At 31.3% G+C, this 21214-nt stretch carries 20 protein-coding genes and 1 riboswitch; of the genes, 7 read left to right on the forward strand and 13 right to left on the reverse strand.

Annotated elements, in window-relative coordinates:
• Positions 1-9: 9 nt before the first annotated feature.
• The 10 genes from Y592_RS04810 to Y592_RS04855 form a co-directional block, all read right to left on the reverse strand.
• Entirely contained in the window at positions 10-642 is a 633-nt protein-coding gene (locus tag Y592_RS04810; RefSeq protein WP_075665884.1) for a diphthine--ammonia ligase, read from the reverse strand.
• Between the two features lies 1 nt (position 643).
• Positions 644-1660: a nicotinate-nucleotide--dimethylbenzimidazole phosphoribosyltransferase gene (gene cobT, locus Y592_RS04815; RefSeq protein WP_075666709.1), complete on the reverse strand. Its 1017-nt coding sequence runs from the start codon at positions 1658-1660 to the stop codon at positions 644-646.
• A 51-nt stretch (positions 1661-1711) separates the two neighbouring features.
• Positions 1712-1912, reverse strand: a riboswitch (cobalamin riboswitch).
• Positions 1891-2943 (reverse strand): N-acetylglucosamine-6-phosphate deacetylase, encoded by a 1053-nt coding sequence (gene nagA, locus Y592_RS04820; RefSeq protein WP_075665885.1) that lies wholly within the window; start codon positions 2941-2943, stop codon positions 1891-1893. Its footprint overlaps the riboswitch before it by 22 nt.
• A 10-nt stretch (positions 2944-2953) precedes the next feature.
• Positions 2954-3853, reverse strand: coding sequence for an SIS domain-containing protein (locus Y592_RS04825; RefSeq protein WP_075665886.1), 900 nt, complete (start codon positions 3851-3853; stop codon positions 2954-2956).
• A complete protein-coding gene (locus tag Y592_RS04830; protein WP_075665887.1) occupies positions 3850-5022 on the reverse strand; it encodes a carbohydrate ABC transporter permease in 1173 nt (390 codons plus the stop codon). The genes Y592_RS04825 and Y592_RS04830 overlap by 4 nt, the downstream gene beginning before the upstream one ends.
• Positions 5019-5906, reverse strand: a complete 888-nt coding sequence (locus tag Y592_RS04835; RefSeq protein ID WP_088368901.1) for a carbohydrate ABC transporter permease — start codon at positions 5904-5906, stop codon at positions 5019-5021. The genes Y592_RS04830 and Y592_RS04835 overlap by 4 nt, the downstream gene beginning before the upstream one ends.
• 35 nt (positions 5907-5941) lie before the next feature.
• Positions 5942-7150, reverse strand: a complete 1209-nt coding sequence (locus tag Y592_RS04840; protein ID WP_088368902.1) for an extracellular solute-binding protein — start codon at positions 7148-7150, stop codon at positions 5942-5944.
• A complete protein-coding gene (locus Y592_RS04845; protein ID WP_088368903.1) occupies positions 7147-8484 on the reverse strand; it encodes a glycoside hydrolase family 3 N-terminal domain-containing protein in 1338 nt (445 codons plus the stop codon). Before Y592_RS04845 ends, Y592_RS04840 begins: the two co-directional genes overlap by 4 nt.
• A complete protein-coding gene (locus Y592_RS04850) occupies positions 8484-9491 on the reverse strand; it encodes an ROK family transcriptional regulator (protein WP_088368904.1) in 1008 nt (335 codons plus the stop codon). The genes Y592_RS04845 and Y592_RS04850 overlap by 1 nt, the downstream gene beginning before the upstream one ends.
• A 175-nt stretch (positions 9492-9666) precedes the next feature.
• Positions 9667-10074, reverse strand: a complete 408-nt coding sequence (locus Y592_RS04855; RefSeq protein WP_088368973.1) for a type II secretion system protein — start codon at positions 10072-10074, stop codon at positions 9667-9669.
• A 371-nt stretch (positions 10075-10445) separates the two neighbouring features.
• Between Y592_RS04855 and glyA the strand changes: the two genes are divergently transcribed.
• Positions 10446-11720 carry a serine hydroxymethyltransferase gene (glyA, locus tag Y592_RS04860; protein ID WP_077198262.1) on the forward strand — a complete coding sequence of 425 codons (1275 nt, stop codon included), beginning with the start codon at positions 10446-10448 and terminating at the stop codon, positions 11718-11720.
• Positions 11721-11745: 25 nt separating this feature from the next.
• Here the strand turns inward: glyA and Y592_RS04865 are convergent, their stop codons facing one another.
• Together Y592_RS04865 and Y592_RS04870 are read right to left on the reverse strand one after the other, a co-directional pair.
• Positions 11746-11952: a heavy-metal-associated domain-containing protein gene (locus Y592_RS04865; protein ID WP_075665892.1), complete on the reverse strand. Its 207-nt coding sequence runs from the start codon at positions 11950-11952 to the stop codon at positions 11746-11748.
• A gap of 27 nt (positions 11953-11979) precedes the next feature.
• A complete protein-coding gene (locus Y592_RS04870; protein ID WP_088368905.1) occupies positions 11980-14151 on the reverse strand; it encodes a heavy metal translocating P-type ATPase in 2172 nt (723 codons plus the stop codon).
• A gap of 294 nt (positions 14152-14445) precedes the next feature.
• On the opposite strand from Y592_RS04870, the gene Y592_RS04875 reads away from it, so the two are divergent.
• Positions 14446-14607, forward strand: a complete 162-nt coding sequence (locus Y592_RS04875) for a multidrug transporter (RefSeq protein WP_075665894.1) — start codon at positions 14446-14448, stop codon at positions 14605-14607.
• 155 nt (positions 14608-14762) lie between these two features.
• Positions 14763-15668 (forward strand): alpha/beta hydrolase, encoded by a 906-nt coding sequence (locus Y592_RS04880; protein WP_075665895.1) that lies wholly within the window; start codon positions 14763-14765, stop codon positions 15666-15668.
• Here the strand turns inward: Y592_RS04880 and Y592_RS04885 are convergent.
• Positions 15665-16741 (reverse strand): NAD(P)H-dependent flavin oxidoreductase, encoded by a 1077-nt coding sequence (locus Y592_RS04885; protein WP_088368906.1) that lies wholly within the window; start codon positions 16739-16741, stop codon positions 15665-15667. The genes Y592_RS04880 and Y592_RS04885 overlap by 4 nt on opposite strands.
• A gap of 150 nt (positions 16742-16891) precedes the next feature.
• On the opposite strand from Y592_RS04885, the gene Y592_RS04890 reads away from it, so the two are divergent.
• The 4 genes from Y592_RS04890 to Y592_RS04905 all read left to right on the forward strand — a co-directional run bounded on the left by Y592_RS04890 (position 16892) and on the right by Y592_RS04905 (position 21212).
• Positions 16892-17458 carry an acyltransferase gene (locus Y592_RS04890; protein WP_088368907.1) on the forward strand — a complete coding sequence of 189 codons (567 nt, stop codon included), beginning with the start codon at positions 16892-16894 and terminating at the stop codon, positions 17456-17458.
• A gap of 110 nt (positions 17459-17568) precedes the next feature.
• Positions 17569-18675: a hypothetical protein gene (locus Y592_RS04895; RefSeq protein ID WP_088368908.1), complete on the forward strand. Its 1107-nt coding sequence runs from the start codon at positions 17569-17571 to the stop codon at positions 18673-18675.
• Positions 18666-20111 carry an oligosaccharide flippase family protein gene (locus Y592_RS04900; RefSeq protein ID WP_075665899.1) on the forward strand — a complete coding sequence of 482 codons (1446 nt, stop codon included), beginning with the start codon at positions 18666-18668 and terminating at the stop codon, positions 20109-20111. Before Y592_RS04895 ends, Y592_RS04900 begins: the two co-directional genes overlap by 10 nt.
• A gap of 12 nt (positions 20112-20123) precedes the next feature.
• On the forward strand, positions 20124-21212 hold the full coding sequence (locus Y592_RS04905) for a glycosyltransferase (RefSeq protein WP_075665900.1): 1089 nt from the start codon (positions 20124-20126) through the stop codon (positions 21210-21212).
• Positions 21213-21214 lie beyond the last annotated feature (2 nt).

Raw genomic sequence — 21214 nt, forward strand, 5'->3', positions numbered from 1 at the left:
GCTGGGGTGTTATACTATTTCAAGTATGAATTTACCAGATTTTTCAATAGTGGACTTTACTTTAAATTTAATTGGAAATTTAAAGATAGGTCCATCATATACAAAGGTGTGGTATTCTCCATTTTCACCACATACATCTATTCCCATTTTTTCAAATTCTTCTATTAAATCTAATGACAAGTCTCTACCTAGAAAATTTTTGAGTTCTTTTTTGATGGATATTATTTTTGCTTTGAATCCAAGCAAGAGAAACTCTTTAACTATGTCTTTTCTTTTACGTTGCCAAAGGGGTTCAAATACTTTTACGTTTTTCTTTGAACATACGTTTTTTACCCAATCTAAGTGTGCTTGTAAATCAATATCTCCAAATATTCCAATACCACTGTATGCGTATTCTTCTAGGAATTTAAGAAAGTTTTTTTCATAGTTTTCCCAGCTACTACTTTTAGTTATAAGTGGTAGCCCCAAGCTTTTTGCTTGTTGTTCCAATATGTGTTTTGGTAGGCCGTGGGCCCTTGAATGAATCTTATCTTCTGATAACATTGTAAATAGATAATCAATCGTTGTAAATTTTTTAAGACCGTAGTACAAGGCAAGTGTGGAATCTTTTCCTCCACTCCATGAACAAAATACTTTTCCCATTTTATTGATCGCTTCCTTTTGAAACATTTGCAGATTCGAATGTAGCCATTTCCCTTATCATTTTTATCGCAGCTTCGATCAGGTACATAGAAAGTACCGCACCTGTACCTTCTCCAAGACGCATATCTAAATCCAAAATAGGTCTTTCGTTTATTGAATCTAGTATTACTTTATGTCCTTTTACTTTGGACTTATGACCAAAGAGGACGTAATCTTTTACCTTTTTATCTATATGATATGCTATGAGAAATCCCGCTGTAGTGGGAAAACCATCTATAACTACTGGTATTTTTTCTTCAACTGCTTGGAGTATAAATCCTGCCATTTCTCCTATGCAATAGCTCCCCACTTTTGAAAGGACGTCTATGGAATCTGATGGATTGGGATTGTTTACTTTTATCGCCTTTTCCACAACTTGTTTTTTTCTTTTTAGTTTTTCGTTGTCTATAGGAGTACCTATATCTAGTATTTCATCTAGATTAAATCCAAAAGCAGCTGCAATTGCAGTTGCAGTGGTAGTGTTTCCTATTCCCATATCACCTATAGCCAGTAAGTCTGCACCTTCATTAATTGCATCTTTTGCAATTTTTTGTCCATACTCTACGGATTTTAACGCATCATCTTTTGACATAGCAGGACCTTTTGTGAAATTTTTTGTACCATATCCCACTTTCTTTACTATTAAAGATGGATGTTGATCAAAATCATAGTCAACTCCTGCATCAACAACATAGACTTTTGCCCCCACGTGTTTTGAAAAAACGTTAATTGCCGCTCCTTGGTTTAAGAAGTTAAGGACCATTTGAAATGTTACTTCTTTTGGATATGCCGAAACTTTCTCTTCTACCACCCCATGATCTCCTGCAAATACATAAACCCTTTTGTCGTTAAAAAGTTCTGGAAGTTCTTTTTCTTGGATAAGAGAAATTTTTAATGCTATTTCTTCCAAGTATCCAAGACTTCCTACAGGCTTTGTGAGGTTGTTTAGTCTGTTGATGACTTTCTCCCTAAGTGTCATTTTATCCCCTCCTACAAACAAAAACTTCCACAAAAAGCCCTGAGCTTTTGTGGAATTTATACATCCAAGATAGGTTTCCCGGCTCCCGGATCATCCTACTTTCTACACCTTCCCAGGTTTCCCCCAGTGGTATTTGCAGATTTCGTCCCCGGTTACGGTTGCTGGGCAGCCCCGGATTTTCACCGGTGTTCCCTTTTCTTGGATGTTTTTAGTATAAATTTTCTCTAAAATTATACCACAGTATCTATAATATTTAGGTCTTGATTTAGTAACACAAACTTAGCATCATATCCTATTTTGATCCGTCCTGTGTCTATTTTTAAATTTTTAAGTGTGTTAAAAGAAGATACCCATGAGAGTTCTTTTAGAGAGCAATTGGTGGCCTTTTTGAAATTTTTGAGCCCATCTATGAATTTTAGTGTGCTTCCTGCAAGGGTTCCATCTTCAAGCCTTGCTATATTATCTTTTACCTTTACAAGAAGATTTCCCAGTGTGTAAATACCATCGCCAAGTCCTGTGGCTGATATACTATCTGTAATAAGGATAATTTTTTTTGCACCTAGTGTTTGGTATACTAATTTTAAAAATTCAGGAGATGAATGTACAAAATCTGCAATTATCTCAACGTACGGTTTGTGTAAAAAAACACCACCTACAATGCCAACTTCTCTGTGATGTAACGTAGATAGGGCATTGGGAAAGTGTGTAATTCTTTTAACATCAAGGTCAAAGAACTCTTTAAAAATCTTGTAATTTGCATTTGAATGTCCAATTGAAGGAACAATATTGTTTTTTCTTAATTTTTCCAGTAGATCCTTTGAATTGGGAAGTTCTGGTGCAAAACTTAAAATTTTTACATTTTTAAGTTGTGGAAGTGCATCGTTAAAAGATTGTATATATGCTTTGTTTTGAGCTCCCGCTTTCTTTTTATTTAAAAAAGGGCCTTCAAAGTGCAATCCCATAAGGGAAGGGTGCGTGGCATTTGAAAAATTTTGTGTTACATTATTTAGTACTTCAAAAGAATGAGAAACGGTAGTGGGAAAAAGATATGTAACACCGTTAGATAGGACCTTATTCCCCCAAATGTTAAAATCTTTATCTGTTGCAGTCATACAATCTATTCCCATATATCCGTGGGTGTGTGTATCCACAAATCCTGGCATTAATAAAAGTTTGGGGGTACAATCGTATTTTTTTACATTTATTATCTTTTTATCAAATTCTATATCTCCTGTAAATTCTCCTTCAATTGGATCAACTATGAGTGCTTTTTCTATTATCATATAATACCTCCTATATTTTCACACTTTTCGATAAATTTTCAGGTCTATCTGGATTTAGCCCTTCTGATATAGCCTTTTTGTAGGCTAGTATTTGTAAGAAAATAACTCTCAACGGAGTTTCAAATCCGCTATTGTATTTAATATCTATATCTCCATCTTTTCCTAAGTATATAACTTTGGTGTATTTTTCCAAATCTTTCTTTAATGTGTGTTCGTATTTTGTGTCTTTTGAATTAATGATCACTAATGTTTTGTCGGTTAATTTGGATATAGGTCCATGTCTATATTCTAAAGGTTCGTGAAATTCTACAAATTGTTTTGCCATTTCTTGTATTTTTAATGCTCCCTCTTTTGAAATACCGTATTCTTCGTCAAATCCCAGAAATACAAAGTGATTGTATTTTTTTAAATCTATTTTTTCAAGATAATCGTTACTTTTCTTGATTATTTTCTTTGCCACGTTTGAGATTTCTTCATTTTTTATCAAAAAGTGTAAAATTGCTGTAAATGCGCCAGTCATTACTATACTTTCCTCGTGAAGAAAATCAAAAGTAAAAGTTTGATCACATACTTTTTCAAGTGAGGAATTTTTTTCGCAAGTTATACCTATTGTAAGTATGCCGTTTTTCTTAAACTTTTCTGCAGAAAGTACTGTTTCTGTTGACTCTCCTGTTCGAGAGATAAATATTCCAATATCGCATTTTGGTGTGTAATCCAACGCGAGAATTTTACCGCCAGTTAGAGTTTCCGAATTAACTTTGAGTATTTTTGAGGCGGTAAAGGCAAGATTATACGACGAACCACAGCCTACAAATACGTATTTTTTGTTGCTTGAAAATTCGATAGAATAATTTTCTATTTTTTTCAAAAGTTCAGGTGTGCGCATTATTTCATTATATGTGTAATTCATCCCTTTAGAGCCCCCTTTGTGATACCAGAGATTATATGTTTTTGAAAAGCTAAAAAGATGATTATAACTGGTATTCCGATTATGGAAGAAGCAGCCATAAGTCTTGGCCAATCTATTTGGTTTAGTTTTTGATACAGCGCAAGACCTACTTGAACGGTTCTCATTTCGCGAGAGTTTGTCATAACTAGTGGATAGAAAAGTGCGTTCCAACTTGAAATAAATGTGTTAATAGCCATTACTGCAATTGCAGGTTTTGATAGGGGAAATACTATTTTGAAGAGTATTTGAAATGTATTTGCTCCATCTACGTATGCAGCTTGTTCAAGTTCAATTGGTAGTTGTTCTATGTATTGTTTTAATAAAAACACGCTAAATGGTGTAACAAGCATAGGTACAGTGAGTGCAAAATATGTATCTATCCATCCAATATTTTTCATGAGTATGAATATGGGGATTATTGTAATTTGTGGTGGTATCATCATTGTCATTAAAATTATTGAAAAAAGTAAATTTTTTCCAAAAAAGTTTCTCCTTGCAAAAGCGTATGCAACCATTGTTGAAAATATAATATTTCCTATTACTACAACTGTTGAGACAATAAGACTATTTAATATGTATCTTGTAAACATATCTTCTTTTAATACATTTACAAAATTCAGTAATGTGGGAAATTTGTAAATGAGTTTTACATCATCAAGGTAATGTTTGTCCGAAAAATGAAAAACTATTTTAGATACGTATTTTAAGTTAATTTCACCAAAGTTAGTTAAAGTATATTTTTTCCAATCTTTACTTCCAGAAAATTCTTTTTTTATACTTTTTCCAAAAGCATCGAATATTTCTAGGGAAAAATTTTCCTTTCCTTTTGCCCAGAATTCTAGTTGTTTTGCAACGCGCATGTCTAGTTTATTTGTTAATAGAACTATTGTTCCATTTGCTAATATTGATTTTGTACTTTGAGGTGAGTCATTAACTAATGTGAATTGACCGTTTAATTTTCTCCTTAAATAACTTTTGTATTTTATCTCAAAATCGTTTATATACCTTTCTTTTATTATCTTTGTAAGGTTGCCACTAGGTATAACTGCAGTGTAGAACATTGATAGCATGGGAAATAAAGAAATAAACAAAAGTACAAACATTGTTGTAAGAAGTATAACTTTTTTCATATGTTTTCACTCCTGAGTAATCTACCTTGTATTAGAGTAATAGTAAGTATTATAAGCACTAAGATATATGCTATTGCAGATGCATACCCCATTTCAAAGTTTCTAAATCCCACTATGTAGAGATAATGTACTATTGTTTGTGTGGCATTCATCGGGCCTCCCCCAGTCATTGTGAATATTTCCGAGAAGATTTGAAAGGAACGTATAGTATTTAACGCTATGACAAAGTATAAAGTGGGCTTTAAAAGTGGGAGCGTTATTTTAAAAAACATTTTGCTTTTACTTGCGCCGTCTATTTCTGCTGCTTCGTATAACTGCTCGGGAATACTTTGAAGACCTGCAAGAAATAGTATGGTATAATATCCAATAGCCGCCCAAATATCCATGATCATTATAGATAAAAGTGCTGTTTTGGTGTGTGCAAGCCAGCTTGTGGGAATGGGAGAAGTTCCCAGTAACTCAAGCATTTTATTGAAAAAGCCATCAGCACTATAAAGGTACATCCATATAGTTGATATAACTACCATGGAAATTACAGATGGAAGGAAAAATCCTGCTTTAAATAAATCTTTTAAAGGTAGAAATTTACTGTTTATTAAAACTGCAAGTAATAACGAGAATGTTGTTGTAAATGGAATTGTACCAACTACAAATATAACGGTATTCTTAAGGGCTTTTAAGAATATTTCATCGTGAAAAGCGCGAATGTAATTTTTTAGACCAACAAAATCAAAATCTGGACTTAAAGCGGAATAATTTGTAAAACTCATGAAGAAAGAGTGTAATATGGGAAATAACCCAAATATTGCAAATAATATTAAAAAAGGAGATAATAAAAAGAACGTTTCAATTTTGTATTTTGCTTTTTTCTTCAAACCAACCACCCCAGAATCCCCTGCCATTGAGGCAGGGGAATTTTTTATTCACCATCTAATATTTTTTGAATCTTTAGGTTATACTCAAAGAGTGTAGAATCAATATCTGTATTTTCTAGTATCATTTTTTCAATTGCCTCTGTTAATACTGCTTGAACTTTTGGCCATGCTGGAATAGAAGGTACAGGTTTTGCGTATGTGTTTTGCTCGTAGAAAACCTTATGCATAGGATGATCGTTAAACCATGGATCTTTTCCCGCTTCAACATGTGATGGGAATATTGCTGGCCAAATCATGGCAACTTCCATGGCAATATCAGGTCTAATTAAAAATTTTACCAATTTTTGTGCGGCTTCTTTATTCTTTGAGTGTTTCATTATTGCAAGAACTTCTGCTCCTGCAAAGGATGCATGTGTACCGTACCATGAGGCGGGCTTTGGTATAAATACAACGTTAAAAGGTGTTTCAGGATAATTTGTTTCAAGGTAGTCAATATCCCATGCGCCACTTACGTACATACCGATCTTTCCTTCTCCGAATGCTTTGGCAAGATCTGCTTGTTTTGTCTTAAGAGAGTGTTTGGAAAGTGCTTTGTAAAATTGTGCTGTTTCTTTTACTTTACACGAGGTTAAAAGCGCCCTTTTTCCATCTTCGGAGATTATATCTCCTCCAGTTCCCCATACTGCAGGTAAGAACCATTGTTGCCATGGACTGTAGCTTTCGCCTGCAGGCATACCAAATCCGTATATTTCATCGCCTAGTGCATCAATTTTTTCGGCTGCTCTGTATAGGTCTTCCCAAGTTTCAGGTGGAATATCTGGATTTAAACCTGCTTTTTCAAAAAGTTCCATGTTGTAAAAGAGTGCCCTTGTTCCAAGGAGCCAAGGAACTGCCCAGTATTTTCCGTGGTATTTTACCGTATCCCAACCTACGTAATTTTTTCCATATTGATTGAAGAATAAATCCATGTTTTCAAGTGCATTTCTTTCTGCAAAGTTTGCAACCCAAGTGTTTCCCAATTCTACTACATCTAGTGATTCTCCTCCTGCAATTGCTGTAACTATTTTGTCAAAACCATTTGCCCAAGAAAGTTGTACGTATTCTACTTCAATATCTGGGTTTTCCTCCATGAATTTGTTCAAAATCATCTTTGCATGTTCATCGTTCATCATAAATCCCCAAAATGTAAGCTTGGTTTTTGCAAAACTAAATACAACAATCAAAGCAAAAAAGATGACAAAAAGCTTTTTCATAACAATCCCTCCCCTTTTAAAAGTTTAAGAGCATGGTATATAGAGATTAATTTTGAAGAGTTTAAAGAGATGTATTCATTGATGTTTTTTATTTTATTTCTCAAAAATACGTATATTACCCTTTTTGCGTTTAGCCTTTCTACTTTATCCAATACAAAGTACACTACTGTATCTTCTGATGAAATATTGTTACTTTCTTTGTATATTTTTGTATTTGGAAATTCATCTAAAATTAGCTTTTTTAAATGCTTTAAATCGTTTTTGGATGTGTCTGCAAGACTCAAATTTTTTGGAGATGGTATTAAGAATACGGGATTTTCTATAGGGAGCTTTACGTTAAAAGTTATTGCTTCTTTTGCAGCATGTGATAGAAATTTGGTGGGATAGGTTTTTTCAACGTATTTTTCCTTTATCTTTTCGATCTTTTTGATTTTTTCGTTTAAAAGTTCTTTGTCTAATTCTTCTGTTTTAACCATTGAAATGAATGTATCGTAAAAGTATGAATAATTTTCAAAATCTCCTATTAAAATAACATCTCCTCCTGCTTCAAAAAATTTTTTAATTACTTCTTTTGGTGTTTGATTCTTGTACAATGCTTTCATTTCAAATGCGTCTGAAATTACCAATCCTTTGTACTCAAATTCTTTTTTTAAGATATCGGTGATTAATTTTTTTGAAAGAGTTGCTATATTTTCATTGTCTATTTTTGGATAAAGTACGTGCGCAGTCATTATAAAATCTACATTTGGAGAAAGGTTTTTAAAGAGCATCATATCTTTGTCGTATTTTTCAAAGTTTTCTACTATAGGAAGGGTGTAATGTGAATCTGATTTTGCCTTACCATGGCCAGGGAAGTGTTTTAAGGTAGGTGCTATGTTGTTTTCAAGAAGACCTTTGATAAATTCTTTTGCCGATTTTTCCACAATTTCGTGTTTATCTGAAAACGTCCTAAAACCTGTCACGTGACTTGATACATTATATTTTACATCTATAACTGGTGCGAATACCATGTTAAATCCATGCAACTTCAACATATTTCCCAGGTATTTTCCATAATTGTATGAGTGATTTGTCTTTCCAAGTGCCATATTTCCTGGAGAAGGAAATATGTTTGGTACAGTTTCAAGCTGTCCACCTTCGTGATCAGAAGAGATAAAAAAACTATACCCTTTTTCAAATAGTGAATAAATTCTTTCTATATTTATTTGAAGTGTATAAATATCTTTCATATTTTCGGGGTATAAGATTACTCCACATGGATTTATTTTTTCAATAATGTTTTGGTTAAAATTATTTTGAAAACCAATAAAAAATAAATTGCCAAATTTATCCATTAGGTCACCTTCTTTAAAAAATATTTTATTCCATCATCTGTTGAAAAGATGTTTTTTAGAGTTTTTATTGCAACACCTTCTGCATTTACAAATTTCTTTCCTTTTTCAATTAATACATCGAGCTGTCTTTTGTTTTCAAGGTATATTTCCTCTTTAATAAAATTTTTAAGTATTTTTATTTGAGGATGTAAGGTTATGTTCCCGCCAATAACGACTAGCTCTGGATCAAAAATACTTGTTAAAAATGCTATTTTTTTTGAAATAAATTTTAAAAAATCCTTAATGTCGATTATGGTAAACTTTGAGAAAGAAAGCCTTTGATCAGTAAGTGTTTTATTTATCTTGTATTCACCTGATAGATGATTTGTTCCATACACAGGTAATCCATTAAGAATAATACCTACACCAAACCCAACAGGTTCGTTTACAAAATATGGAACTGATAGTTGAAAATATAGTATAGAGTTTTTTAACAAGGAATATTTTAAAGCACCGCATATGGCGTCTTTTTCCACAAAGATAGGAATTGAAAAGTGATTGTTGAAATTTAAGTTTTTAATATTTAATGCTTCAGAATATACTACAGTGTTATTTTTAACAATACCTGGTATTGAAATTCCAATAGCGATTATCTCTTCATTTTTTAAGATGATTTTATTTATCTCATCTATTATATTTTCAGAGGATATTTTTTTTGATATTTTCTTTTTAAAGATTATTTCTGAAAAAAGATTTGTTTTAATGTACTCAATCCCATCTTGCTCAATGGATATACCAAGTATATATGATAAGTCTTTATTAAAGGAATATACTACGGTCTTTCGCCCACCTTGTGAGGATGAGGGTAATTCCTTTGTCTTTACTAAAATGTTTAAGTCTCTTAATTTTGAAATATTTCTCGAAACAGTTGATTTTTCAAGGTTTAACTTTTCAGAAAGTATTTTTGCGGTAACAACTTTTTCCTTCCAAGAAAATTCAATAATTTTTTTCAGCGATTTTGTAACCATACGACCCTCCTATTAGTTGGTTGTTTCAATCAACTAACTAAATTATATAAAAAATAAAAAATAATTCAAAAGATAAAATGGGCAAAATATATTCAATTAAAAAGGAAAAATGAAAAAAATCTTTTAAAAACAAAGATTTGTAAAAAAATTCCCCTCAAAAGAGGGGAATTTCTTATTACCACCATTTTTGAAGCTTAAATGTTAACTTTAGATCATCAGAAACTTCTGGTAAATTCTTTTGAACTTTAGCAGCCTCTACATCTCCGCCGGTATATTCGATCGTAAATTCATAAACTCCATTGGTTCCGCTATTTTGAGCAGTTAAATTAAAACTACCCGGAACATTGCTTAAATATGCGTTTTCTAGTTTTTCTAAAGTTAACCCTGAAATATCGGTATCATTAGGTGTTTCTGTGTTAAACCAATTTTCAACAGCAGATTTGATAGCTTTGAAATTTTGAGCTACTTGACTTGCTTTTGCTGATTTTACAGCGTTGAGTGCAAGTGGTGTTGCAACGGATAGTAATGCAGCTATAACTGCCAGAACTATTAAAAGTTCTACAAGTGTAAATCCTTTTTTCATCTTCATACCTATCCCTCCTAAATTTGATTTTGCTATTTTATTATACCAAACAATTATCATTTCTTCAAGTTTTATTTTGTGTTAATAAAAAGTTTTTGTGTTTTTAAAATTTATAATAAAATAAGTGTTTATCAATTATTTTATACGCTTTTTGTGCATAAGTGTAATAATATTATTTTGAAAAAATAGTATATTTGTTTAGAATTTTGATTGATTTTTATATTAATTTTAAATGCTAACAAAAATGGAAAAAGGATAAGTTTTGAGGTGAAAATTGTTTTAAATTGGGAATAAATGTGATTTTTGAGGTTTTTATTAAGCTATATAGATGTTAGAATATAACTGGAGTAAAAAGAGTGGGAGGGATGCTTGTGTGGGAAAATGTAAAGAAAGTGGATCCAGAAATATATGATGTTATTTTAAATGAATGGGAGAGACAAGAGTATGGTCTTGAACTTATTGCTTCTGAGAATTTTACATCACTTGCAGTTATTGAAGCAATGGGTAGTGTGTTAACGAATAAATATGCAGAGGGATATCCAGGTAGAAGGTATTATGGTGGTTGTGAGTGGGTGGATGTTGCGGAAAAGCTAGCAAGGGATAGGGCAAAAGAACTTTTTAATGTAAAATATGCAAATGTCCAACCGCATTCTGGATCACAAGCTAATATGGGTGCTTACTTTGCGGTTTCAGAACCTAAAGATACGATTATGGGAATGTCTCTAAGTCATGGAGGACACCTTACCCACGGTGCATCCGTTAATTTTTCAGGTAGAATATACAACGTTGTTCCGTACGGTGTTGATCCAGAAACGGAAGTTATAAATTACGATATGGTAAGAGATTTGGCAATTAAGCATAAGCCAAAAATCATTATAGCAGGTGGGAGTGCGTATTCAAGGATAATAGACTTTAAGAAATTTAGGGAAATTGCAGATGAAATCGGGGCATATTTAATTGTTGATATGGCACACTTTGCAGGGTTGGTTGCAGCGGGACTATACCCAAATCCAGCAGAATATGCACATATAGTTACAAGTACTACTCACAAAACTTTGAGAGGTCCAAGAGGTGGAATGATTTTAACAAATGATAAAGAAATTTATAAAGCGATAAATAAATCTATATTCCCTGGAATTCAAGGCGGACCTTTAATGCATGTTATTGCTGCAAAAGCTGTTTGTTTCAAAGAAGCACTAACAGAAGAGTTTAAAGAGTATCAGAAACAAGTTGTAAAAAATGCAAAAAAATTAGCAGAAGAATTGGAAAAGAGAGGACTTAGAATTGTTTCAGGAGGAACCGATACCCACTTAATGTTAGTGGATTTAAACCCACTTAACGTTACGGGAAAAGCTGCGGAAATTGCACTTGGAAAATGTCATATAACCGTGAATAAAAACACTATTCCAAATGAGACAAGATCCCCATTTGTAGCAAGTGGTATAAGACTTGGAACACCTGCTTTAACTACCAGGGGAATGAAGGAAGCGGAAATGGAGGAAATAGCAGAACTAATAGTTACCGTTTTGAAAAATGTAAAAGATGAAGAAGGAAATGTATCTGATGATATTGTTGAAAAAGTACAAAATAATGTAAAAGATTTGTGTAAAAGGTTCCCATTGTACGAAGGTAAGATAAAATTATAAGGCCCCATCCAAAGGATGGGGTTTTTTAAAGTTCTTTAACTTCTGATATGGGATAATCAATTTCTGAAAGTTTTTCTTTAACCTTTTCAAGGTTATTTGTTTCAATTTCCACGATTTTTTCTTCTAAGTTAATTTTAAAATTTTCTTCACTAATTTCTTCTAAAGCCTTTGAAATCCTCATTACGCAGTGTTCACAAGATATATTTGGTACATTTAAAATGTATTTTCCCATAAAAACACCTCCTTTATTTACAACAAATCAATTCTTAGTTAATGATTTTGAGTATCTTTTTTCGTTGATTTTTGAGGAATTTAATATAACAGTTATAGAACTAAATGCCATTGCAGCTTCTGCTATGGCGGGATGGAGTAACCCCATCATTGCCATTGGTATTGCTATTATATTATAGAAAAACGCCCAGAATAGGTTTTGTTTTATTACACTGAATGTTAACTGTGAAATTTTTATTGCGTCCACTATCTTTGAAATTCCTTCTTTTGTAATTATTATATCTGCGTTATCAATTGCAAGATCCGTACCTGTACCTATTGCTATTCCTACATCTGAACCTTTTAGTGCCGCGGCATCATTCATGCCATCTCCAACCATTAAAACTTTTCCACCTTTTGCTTGGTATTTTCTGATTATATCCAATTTTTCTTGTGGTTTAACTTGTGCATAAATTTTATCAATACCCACCTGTTTTGCGACAATCTCAGCTGTTTTTTCGTTATCTCCTGTGACCATGATAGGTGTAATTCCCATGTTTTTCAACATCTTAACTGCGTTGAGAGAATCAGGCCTTATTGGATCAACAATTGCCAGAAATCCATGTGTTTTGTTGTTGACTTTTACTTCGACAACTGTATATCCTTTTTCCAATATTTTTGAATAATTTGAATAATCTTGTGGTTTTCCCACAAAATATTCTGTGTTATTTACAAAGGCTTTGATACCTTTACCGGGTATTTCTTCAATTTTTTCTATTTTGATGTAGTTATTGGTGAGCTCAGATATTGCTTTTGCAAGGGGATGATTTGAGTTTTTTTCAATGGATGCTATTACTTTCAAGGTTTCCTTATCCAAGTTGTGTTCTATAACTTTTGGATGACCTTCAGTTATTGTTCCAGTCTTATCCATTAATACAAATTTTACGTCTTTCATCGTTTGAATAGCTTCTGCATTTCTAATTAAAAGTCCCCTTTTTGCTGAAAGTCCCGTTCCAGTTATCAATGCCATAGGGGTTGCAAGTCCTAATGCACATGGACATGCAATTACCACTGTTGCAACAAATACAAATATTGCAAAAGAAACAGGGTTGTTGGTGTTTAAAATCCATGGAAGATAATTACTTGCTTTTTCGATAAATGGGTGAAATGTTTCAAAACCAAAATACCAGAATATACCACTAAATATGGCAAGGGAGATAATTACCGGTACAAACCAATTTGTTATTCTATCTGCAAGGGCTTGGATGGGAACTTTTGCACCTTGCGCTTCTTTAATGAGATTTATCATTTGAGAAAGAAATGAATCTTCTCCTACTTTTGTAGCTTTTATCTTTATGGGACTTGTAAGGTTTAAAGAACCACCTATGACTTCATCGTTTTCTCCTTTTTTAGCCGGCATAGATTCTCCAGATATCATAGATTCGTCAATACCAGATTTTCCCGAAATTATTACACCGTCAACAGGAATTCTCTCACCTGGTTTTACTAGGATAATCATTTCTTCTTTAACTGCTTCTATTGGAAGCATGAGTTCTTTGCCTTCAATAATTACTCTTGCCTCTTTTGCTTGAAGTTTTATAAGACTTTTTATTTCTTTTGTGGCTTTATCCCTTAAATAGGATTCTATAAATCTTCCAAGTAAGTGAAAGGATATGATCATACTTCCAATGGCTCCAAAAGAACCTATTTCAAGTCCAAAAAGTGAAAGTATAGATGTTAACCATGCAGTGGTAGCACCAAAAAAGATCAAAGTGTCCATGTTGGTATGTTTATGCGTAAGCGCAATCCACGCGCCTTTTATAGTATCTCTGCCAGCATAAAATGTTACTATACCTCCAAAGATAACTTCTATTAACGTGAAATACGGAATTTCCCTGAAAAACATATTTGTTATCATCAATATGGATAGGGGGATAGTGAGTAAAAGTGATATAAATAGGTTTTTCTTTATTTTTTTGTATCTTTTTTCTTCAACTTCTTCTGGTGATTTATCCGTTATTCCATATCCAACACTTTCAACTATTTTTTTAATCTTTTCTATATCTAAATTTTCTCCCACAACAAAAGCCGTGTTTGTTGCAAGGTTTACCGCCGCAAATTTTACATCTTCTGATTTTAGAAGTGCCTTTTCAATTGTACGTGCACAATTTGCACAAGTCATACCCGTTATTGTAAAGGATTTTTTCTCTTCATTTTTCATAGTCTCGCCTCCCGCACCCCACCGTAGGGGGTATACTTATATTATACACTTATTTTTTTTTTGGTCAAATAAAAAGGTGCGTAATACAATTGATAATGGATGGAGTTTGTATCCTAAATAAAATAATAGTGTATTTATTTTGTTAACATATTTGGAGTTTTTAAGATTTACTCGAGTTTGACAAAAAAGTGTGACATACTTTTAATAAGAATGGAAATGAAAGTAAGATTTGTAATAAGTATATTGTAAATGATATAATTTTATACAGGAATAATTTATTTTTGAGGTGATATAATGTCAAAGAAAAGTTCTATTGTTGCAAAGGGAGTAACCTTAATAGGTATTGGTGTGGGGTTTATATTGCTTAAATACTCACCATATTATTTTGTTGCATCAATTATGATTGGAATTGGAGCGGGCTTTCTTATAGGTGCTATTTTAGATAGGGATAATTAATTTTTTAAATAAAAAAATTTTTTTATGTGTATAAATAGTGTAATTTTTCGCAAATAATAATATACACAAGTGTAGTTTGTGTTTTTTGACAAGTGTGTATATAGTACTTTTAGTGAAAAAAGCGGGGTTGGTATAATAAAGTTTGGAGGAAAAACATGTATTTTGTAAGTTCATATGATGTAAATCCAAATGTGATTAAAAAAGAGAAAGGTAAGGTTCTATTACAGTCAAATTATCCATGTGAACATAAAGAATCTTCAAGATTACCTTTATACTTGTACGAATCGAAAAATAAAATAAAGGGTGTGCTTTTATTTATCCATGGGCTTGGAACAAATAATTTAAAGTATTTAAAGTGGTTTCCAAGGAATTTTTCAGAGTTTGGATATAATTCCGCATTAATGGTTTTACCTTATCATTTTGAGAGAACACCTAAAGGGTATAAAAGTGGGCAGTTATTTCTTTCAACAACGGACAATCCAACTCTTAGATCACGTTTTGAACATGCAGTTGTAGATGTATTAACATCTCTAAATTATCTAAAGAAAGTATATGGTAGAGATATATACCTCATGGGATTTAGTTTTGGTGGAATGGTTTCTACAATAGCCGCAAGTTTTGATAGGGACATTAAGGGACTTTCGCTATGTGTAACAGGTGGAAATTTTTATTATATAACTTGGAAAAGTTTCGTAACAAAGGTTTTAAGAGTTCAATACGAGCAAAACAAAGAATGCAATCCGCAAAAATGTGCAGATTATCACGGCAAAGAATTTCTAGAATATATCTCAAATTTAAAAACTCCTGCTATTGAAATAGACTCAGCTCCCATTGCATGTTATGAATATGATCCAATTGTATTTGCGAAATTTGTTACAGCACCGGTTATAATGTTTAAGGCGCTCTTTGATGTGTTTATTCCTAAAAAATCTACTGTTGAACTTTTTAATAGTTTTGGCAGTTTAAAAAAAGAAATACATAGCTTACCAAGTGGACATCTTTCGTCGTATATATTTAGAAAACGCATATTAAAACTTACAATGCGTTTTTTTGAAAATTAAAAAGCCTCTTGATATTCTTTTAAAAGTGATTCTATTAATTCTTTTACAGATGTTATTTTTTCTATTCTATAGGCATTAGCACCGGCAAATGCAAAACCTTCACTTAATATTCCTTTTTTTGCGTTTGTTAAAGCATGTGCAATGCAATACGGTGCTTTTCTAAAGTCGCAGGTTTTAAGACATTTCCACAAGCATTTTATTGGTTTTTTGAATCCATTTGATACTTTTTCAAGAAACTCACTTTTTATAGCTCTACCTGGGAGTCCAACAGGACTATCGATTATTATTAGATCTTCTTTTTTACATTTTATGTAAGCTTCTTTGAATTTTATATCGGCGTCACATTCGTGTGTTGCGACAAATCTTGTAGCCATTTGTACTCCACTTGCTCCCATTTTTATGAATTTATAAATATCTTTTCCCGTGTAAATTCCCCCAGCTGCAATTACCGGTATTTGTTTTCTAAATTTTTGTTCGAAAGGTTTTATTGTAGATATAACTTCTGGAAGAATTTTTTCCAGAGAGTATTTTGGATCATTTATTTGTTCTTTTTTAAAACCAAGATGTCCTCCGGCAAGTGGTCCTTCCACCACTAGTGCGTCTGGTATGTGGTTGTAATGTTTGGACCAGTAGTTGAAAATTGTTTTGGCTGCTCTTGCGGAAGAAACTATAGGTGCAAATTTTGTTTTAATTTTCTCCAAGGATAATTTTGGTAAGTTTAAAGGTAATCCTGCTCCCATGAATACAATATCTATTCCTTCTTGTATAGCGGTTATCAATAATTCATTGAAATCTGAAAGTGCAACCATTATATTTACACCAATTATCCCCTTTGTCATTTTTCTCGCTTTTCTTATTTCCTTTTTTAGTGCTCTTTTATTTGCTTCCTTTTCGTTTGTGTCAAAATCTGCTTCGAACATACCTATCCCGGCAGCTCCAATGACACCAATACCACCTTCGTTTGCCACAGCTGATGCTAGTCCTGATAAGGAAATTCCTACACTCATCCCCCCTTGTATAATTGGGATTTTTGCTTCAAGTTCCCCTATTTTTAGTGTTGGAATTTTATTCATATATATTCCCCCCTTTTTTTAAAGTCAGAATGTTAGAATACTATAACAAAGTTAAAGTAATTAAACTTTACTTTATTCTATCATATTTTTTGGGATACGTAAATGCATATGAAAAAATATGATGGTATAATTTTTAGTGGAGGGATTCTTATGAGAAGATTTTTAAAAAAGATGTTTATAGTATTTTCCAAAATTGTATTGCCGATGTTTTTTGATAAAAAATATTTAAGAGGAAGATGGTTTGAAAATTCAGTTAAGGGATGGAGTTGGGCTTGGAGAAGTGTTTGGTTTCAGAAAATATTGGGATTTAATAGAAATGTTCCATGGCCAGTTTCTCATCAAATAGTTGTAAATAGATCCGAGGATATAGTTTTTGATGTTAACGATTTGAATAATTTCCAGAGATTTGGAAATTATTTTCAAGCTGGTTATGGAAAAATAATAATAGGAAAAGGTACATTAATTGCTCCAAATGTAGGTATAATTACGGGAAATCACAATCCATGTAATTTAGAAAAACATTTACCTGGAAAAGATGTGATAATTGGTGAGAAATGTTGGATAGGAATGAATGCTGTTATATTACCAGGAGTTGTACTGGGGCCTAGAACAATTGTTGGAGCAGGAAGTGTTGTAACAAAAAGTTTTCCAGAGGGATATTGTATAATAGCGGGAAATCCTGCAGAAGTTATTAAAAAATTAGATTGTAAAGATTAAAATATGCGTAACAAAGACTTATATGAAATAGGGTTATTTGTTATTTTCTATATTGTAGCATATTAAATGAGCTTATATAGATAGTGTATTGATAAAGGAAGGGATATAGAGTGAAACGAAACAAAATGCTTGATTTTGTTATAACGAACCTGGAAAAATTAAATGAAAATGAACCAGTATTGGGAAAGGACGAGTATTTTAAGTCAGAAAAGTTAGAATATCCAGAAGTATATGCAATGATCTTATTGAGTTATTATTATCTTTTTAAGAAAGAAAAAGATAATAAGTGGAAGAAAAAAGCTGAAAAATTTATAGATAGATTAATTTCATTGTCTATAAAAAAAGATAATACAATTTGTTGGGGATTACCATATGATTGGGGAGTAACTGAAAAAAATGATGGATTTTTAATTACGACGGTATTTTCTTTACGAGCTTTAGCAAAGTGGAATAGTGAGTTTTCGTATAAATATTTAGATGTTATAGAGAAAGCGATAAATTGGATTTTTGGATTACTTTATTACGATGAAAATATCAAAGAAAATGCCTTTTATTATTCTCCAAAGTTAAAAGAAAATATTTATATTGCTACTTCCCTTGCTTGTGGTATATTGTTAGAATCTGGGCAATATCTTTGGAAAAGGCAAAAAGAAAATTTAATCAGTGTTGTAATGGGATTAATAAAAGTACAAAATAAAAAAGGATTTTGGAAGTATTCAGTAAATAATCCTACAGTTGATTTATTACACCAATCATATACATGCGAAGGATTGCTTTTATCGGCATCGCGGTTGAAAAGAGATTTGAAAGAAAAAGTTTTTAAATCAGCGATTAAAGGTGTGGAATTTATGGATAAATACATGTTTAATTCTTATATTGAAACATATTTTTTCAGGTTATTCGATAATGTAGAATTTAATGTAAAATTAAAACATCTTTTGTTTAGAATTTTTTTCAAGAAAAAATTTAGATTATCAAGGGCTTGGAGTTTTGGTGCATTCCTTCGAGTTCATACTTTACTTGAGGCTTTTGGTATCACTATTCCGATAAAGTTAGAAGAAATATTGAAAACAATTGAGAGTCAACTGTTTCAAAATGGGGACTTTAGATATAATAAACTGGATGATAGTGTATATATTAGGCAGCAAGCACATGTTTGGTATTCACTGGTTAATTATTTATATTTTAGAGATATGGAGGAGAATATGTGTCTGTAAAAAAATCTAGTTCTATTTTGTTTATTTCGAAAGTTATAAAAACCGTATTTGATATAGCTTCAATAATGCTTTTATCTCGATTGTTGTTGGTATCGGATTATGGAATATACAAGCAAGTTTCGATTTCCAGTCAATTAATTATTAGTATTATGACTTTAGGAGTTTCAAATTCAGCTTTGTATTATTTGTCTGATAAAAGAAAGAAAGAGTATTTGGTGAATTTATATTTTATGTTATTTTCTTTTTCCATTTTAGTGGTAATAATTTCTCCGTTTTTGGCAATGTTGTTTGACATGAATTTTAAAGTGGACTTTTTTAGGAAAAATATTTTTATTGTAGCTTTGATTTATTCGTTAGGGATTTTCTCTTCAGCATCTGAAAATATATTGGTTGCTTTAAACAAAATAAAAAGTTTGGTAATTTACACCATTGCGCCTACTGTTTATTGGTTTGTTGGATTGTTATTTTTATTGTTTTACGGCAAGTATACAATATACATGATTTTTGTGCTTTTTATTTTTAGGTATGTTTTAAATATTGTTTTATTGATACTCCCAACTTGGGGAGAAATAAAGTTTGAATATACAAATTTAAAAAGAATTAAAGATATTCTGATTTTTGGTATTCCTATAGGTTTTTCAACAATTTTAGGGATGTTAAATAAGAATGTTGATAAGTTGGTGGTTGGTTATTTTGTCGATAACGTAAATTTCGCTATTTTTTCAAATGGAGCATACGAGATTCCTTTTTCATCCCTTTTAACTTCCTCACTTTTTACTGTTTTGATACCTGAATTAAAGAGATTAAATGACTTAAAAAATATTTCAAGCATAAAAACATTGTGGAATCGTGCGGGAAACGTAATGATTCCAATAATGGTTTCTCTTGCTAGCTCATTAATATTTTTTGCTAAACCTTTTGTGTTGTTTATTTTTTCGGAAAAGTATTTAGCATCTGTTCCATATTTTAGAATTTATCAAACTATACTATATTTTAGAATATACGTATATGGATCCATTTTTGTTGCAACTAAAAATAGTAGGATATTTTTATTTAATGCCATTTATTCGTTGATTTTTAACATTGCAATGGACATATTTTTAATTATGAAAATTGGCCCAATTGGTGCTGTTATTGCAACTGTTTTAACAACGGTATTTTTAGTTATTTTACAGTTAATTAATATAAAAAATATATTAAAAATAAAGTTTTCAGAAACGTTTCCTTGGTTTAATTGGATTAAGTCGATAATTGTATCTTTGATGATAAGCGGTAGTTTATATGTACTTTATGATATTACTTCTAGTGGGGTTTTTGTAGGATTATTATTTATGTTTTTTTCGTTTGTACTTTCGTTTTTTATTTTGTCGTATATGGTAAATAATGAAGTTTTGAATTACATAGTATATGTTTTAAAAAAACTGACAAGTAAATAAGAGGTGAAAATAGTGAAGATTTTTATTATAGGATATACTCATGTAAAAGATGATAAAAGAGTTTTTAAAACAGTTGAATTATTATCAAGAAAACACGAAGTTATTTATCAGTATCTTTCAACTAATAAAGAGAAAAGTTATAGAAAGAACAATATAACTTATATTCCTTTGAAAATTTCAAATACACTTGGGCGGAGAACAAGGTTTGGAAATATCAAGAATTTAGTTAAATTTGATAAAAAAATAATAAACCTTATAAAAAATGTAGAGTATGATATATTATATCTTCACTATTTTTTAGTTATGTTTCCTTTAAAGGCTTTTAAAATAGCAAAAAGGAAGGGTAAGACAGTAGTATATGATGTACATGAATATCATCCAGAAAATCACCTTAAAAATTTCAAAGGGATAAAAAAAACTTTAAAAGAGAATTTTATGTGGTATATTTTGAGAAAACAATTTTTTTTGTCTGATAAATTGATTTTTGTATCTAAAGAAATGCAATTGGACATGTTTAAAAAAACAGATGTTAAAAAACCCTATTTGATAGTACCAAACTATGCTAATATTTTGTTAAAATCAAAAAAAGCAAAAGAGATAGCATTTGTTGGTAAAACACCAAGAAACATTAGATTTGAAAAAGAGATAATAAAGAAACTATTTTCGTTCGGTTTTAGTTTTAAAATTATAGGTATGGATTCAGAATATTTTAAAGATATTCCACATGAGTATACGTCGTTTTTACCTTATGAAAAGATGATGAAAGAATTATCAATGGCTTCATTTTCTTTAATTTCATACAAATCGTTTGGGAGTGAAACAAAGAATTATCAGTATTCTTTTCCTCACAAATTTTTTGACTCTATAGCGGCGAATACACCAGTTATCGTAAATGAGAGGTTTATATCAATGTCTAAGGAAGTAGAAAAACATGGTTTAGGAGTAATAATAAATCCGGAAAATGTGGAAAAGTCCGTGGATAAAATAGTTAATGCATATGAAAATTATGAGGTTATTTTGAAAAATATAGAAAAGTATAAAAAGTTATATGTTTGGGATAAAGAAAAAGAGGAAAATTTTGTTAATTTTGTTACTAAATAAAA

Origin of the sequence: Thermosipho sp. 1070, assembly GCF_001682135.1 — a bacterium.
GTDB lineage: Bacteria > Thermotogota > Thermotogae > Thermotogales > Fervidobacteriaceae > Thermosipho > Thermosipho affectus.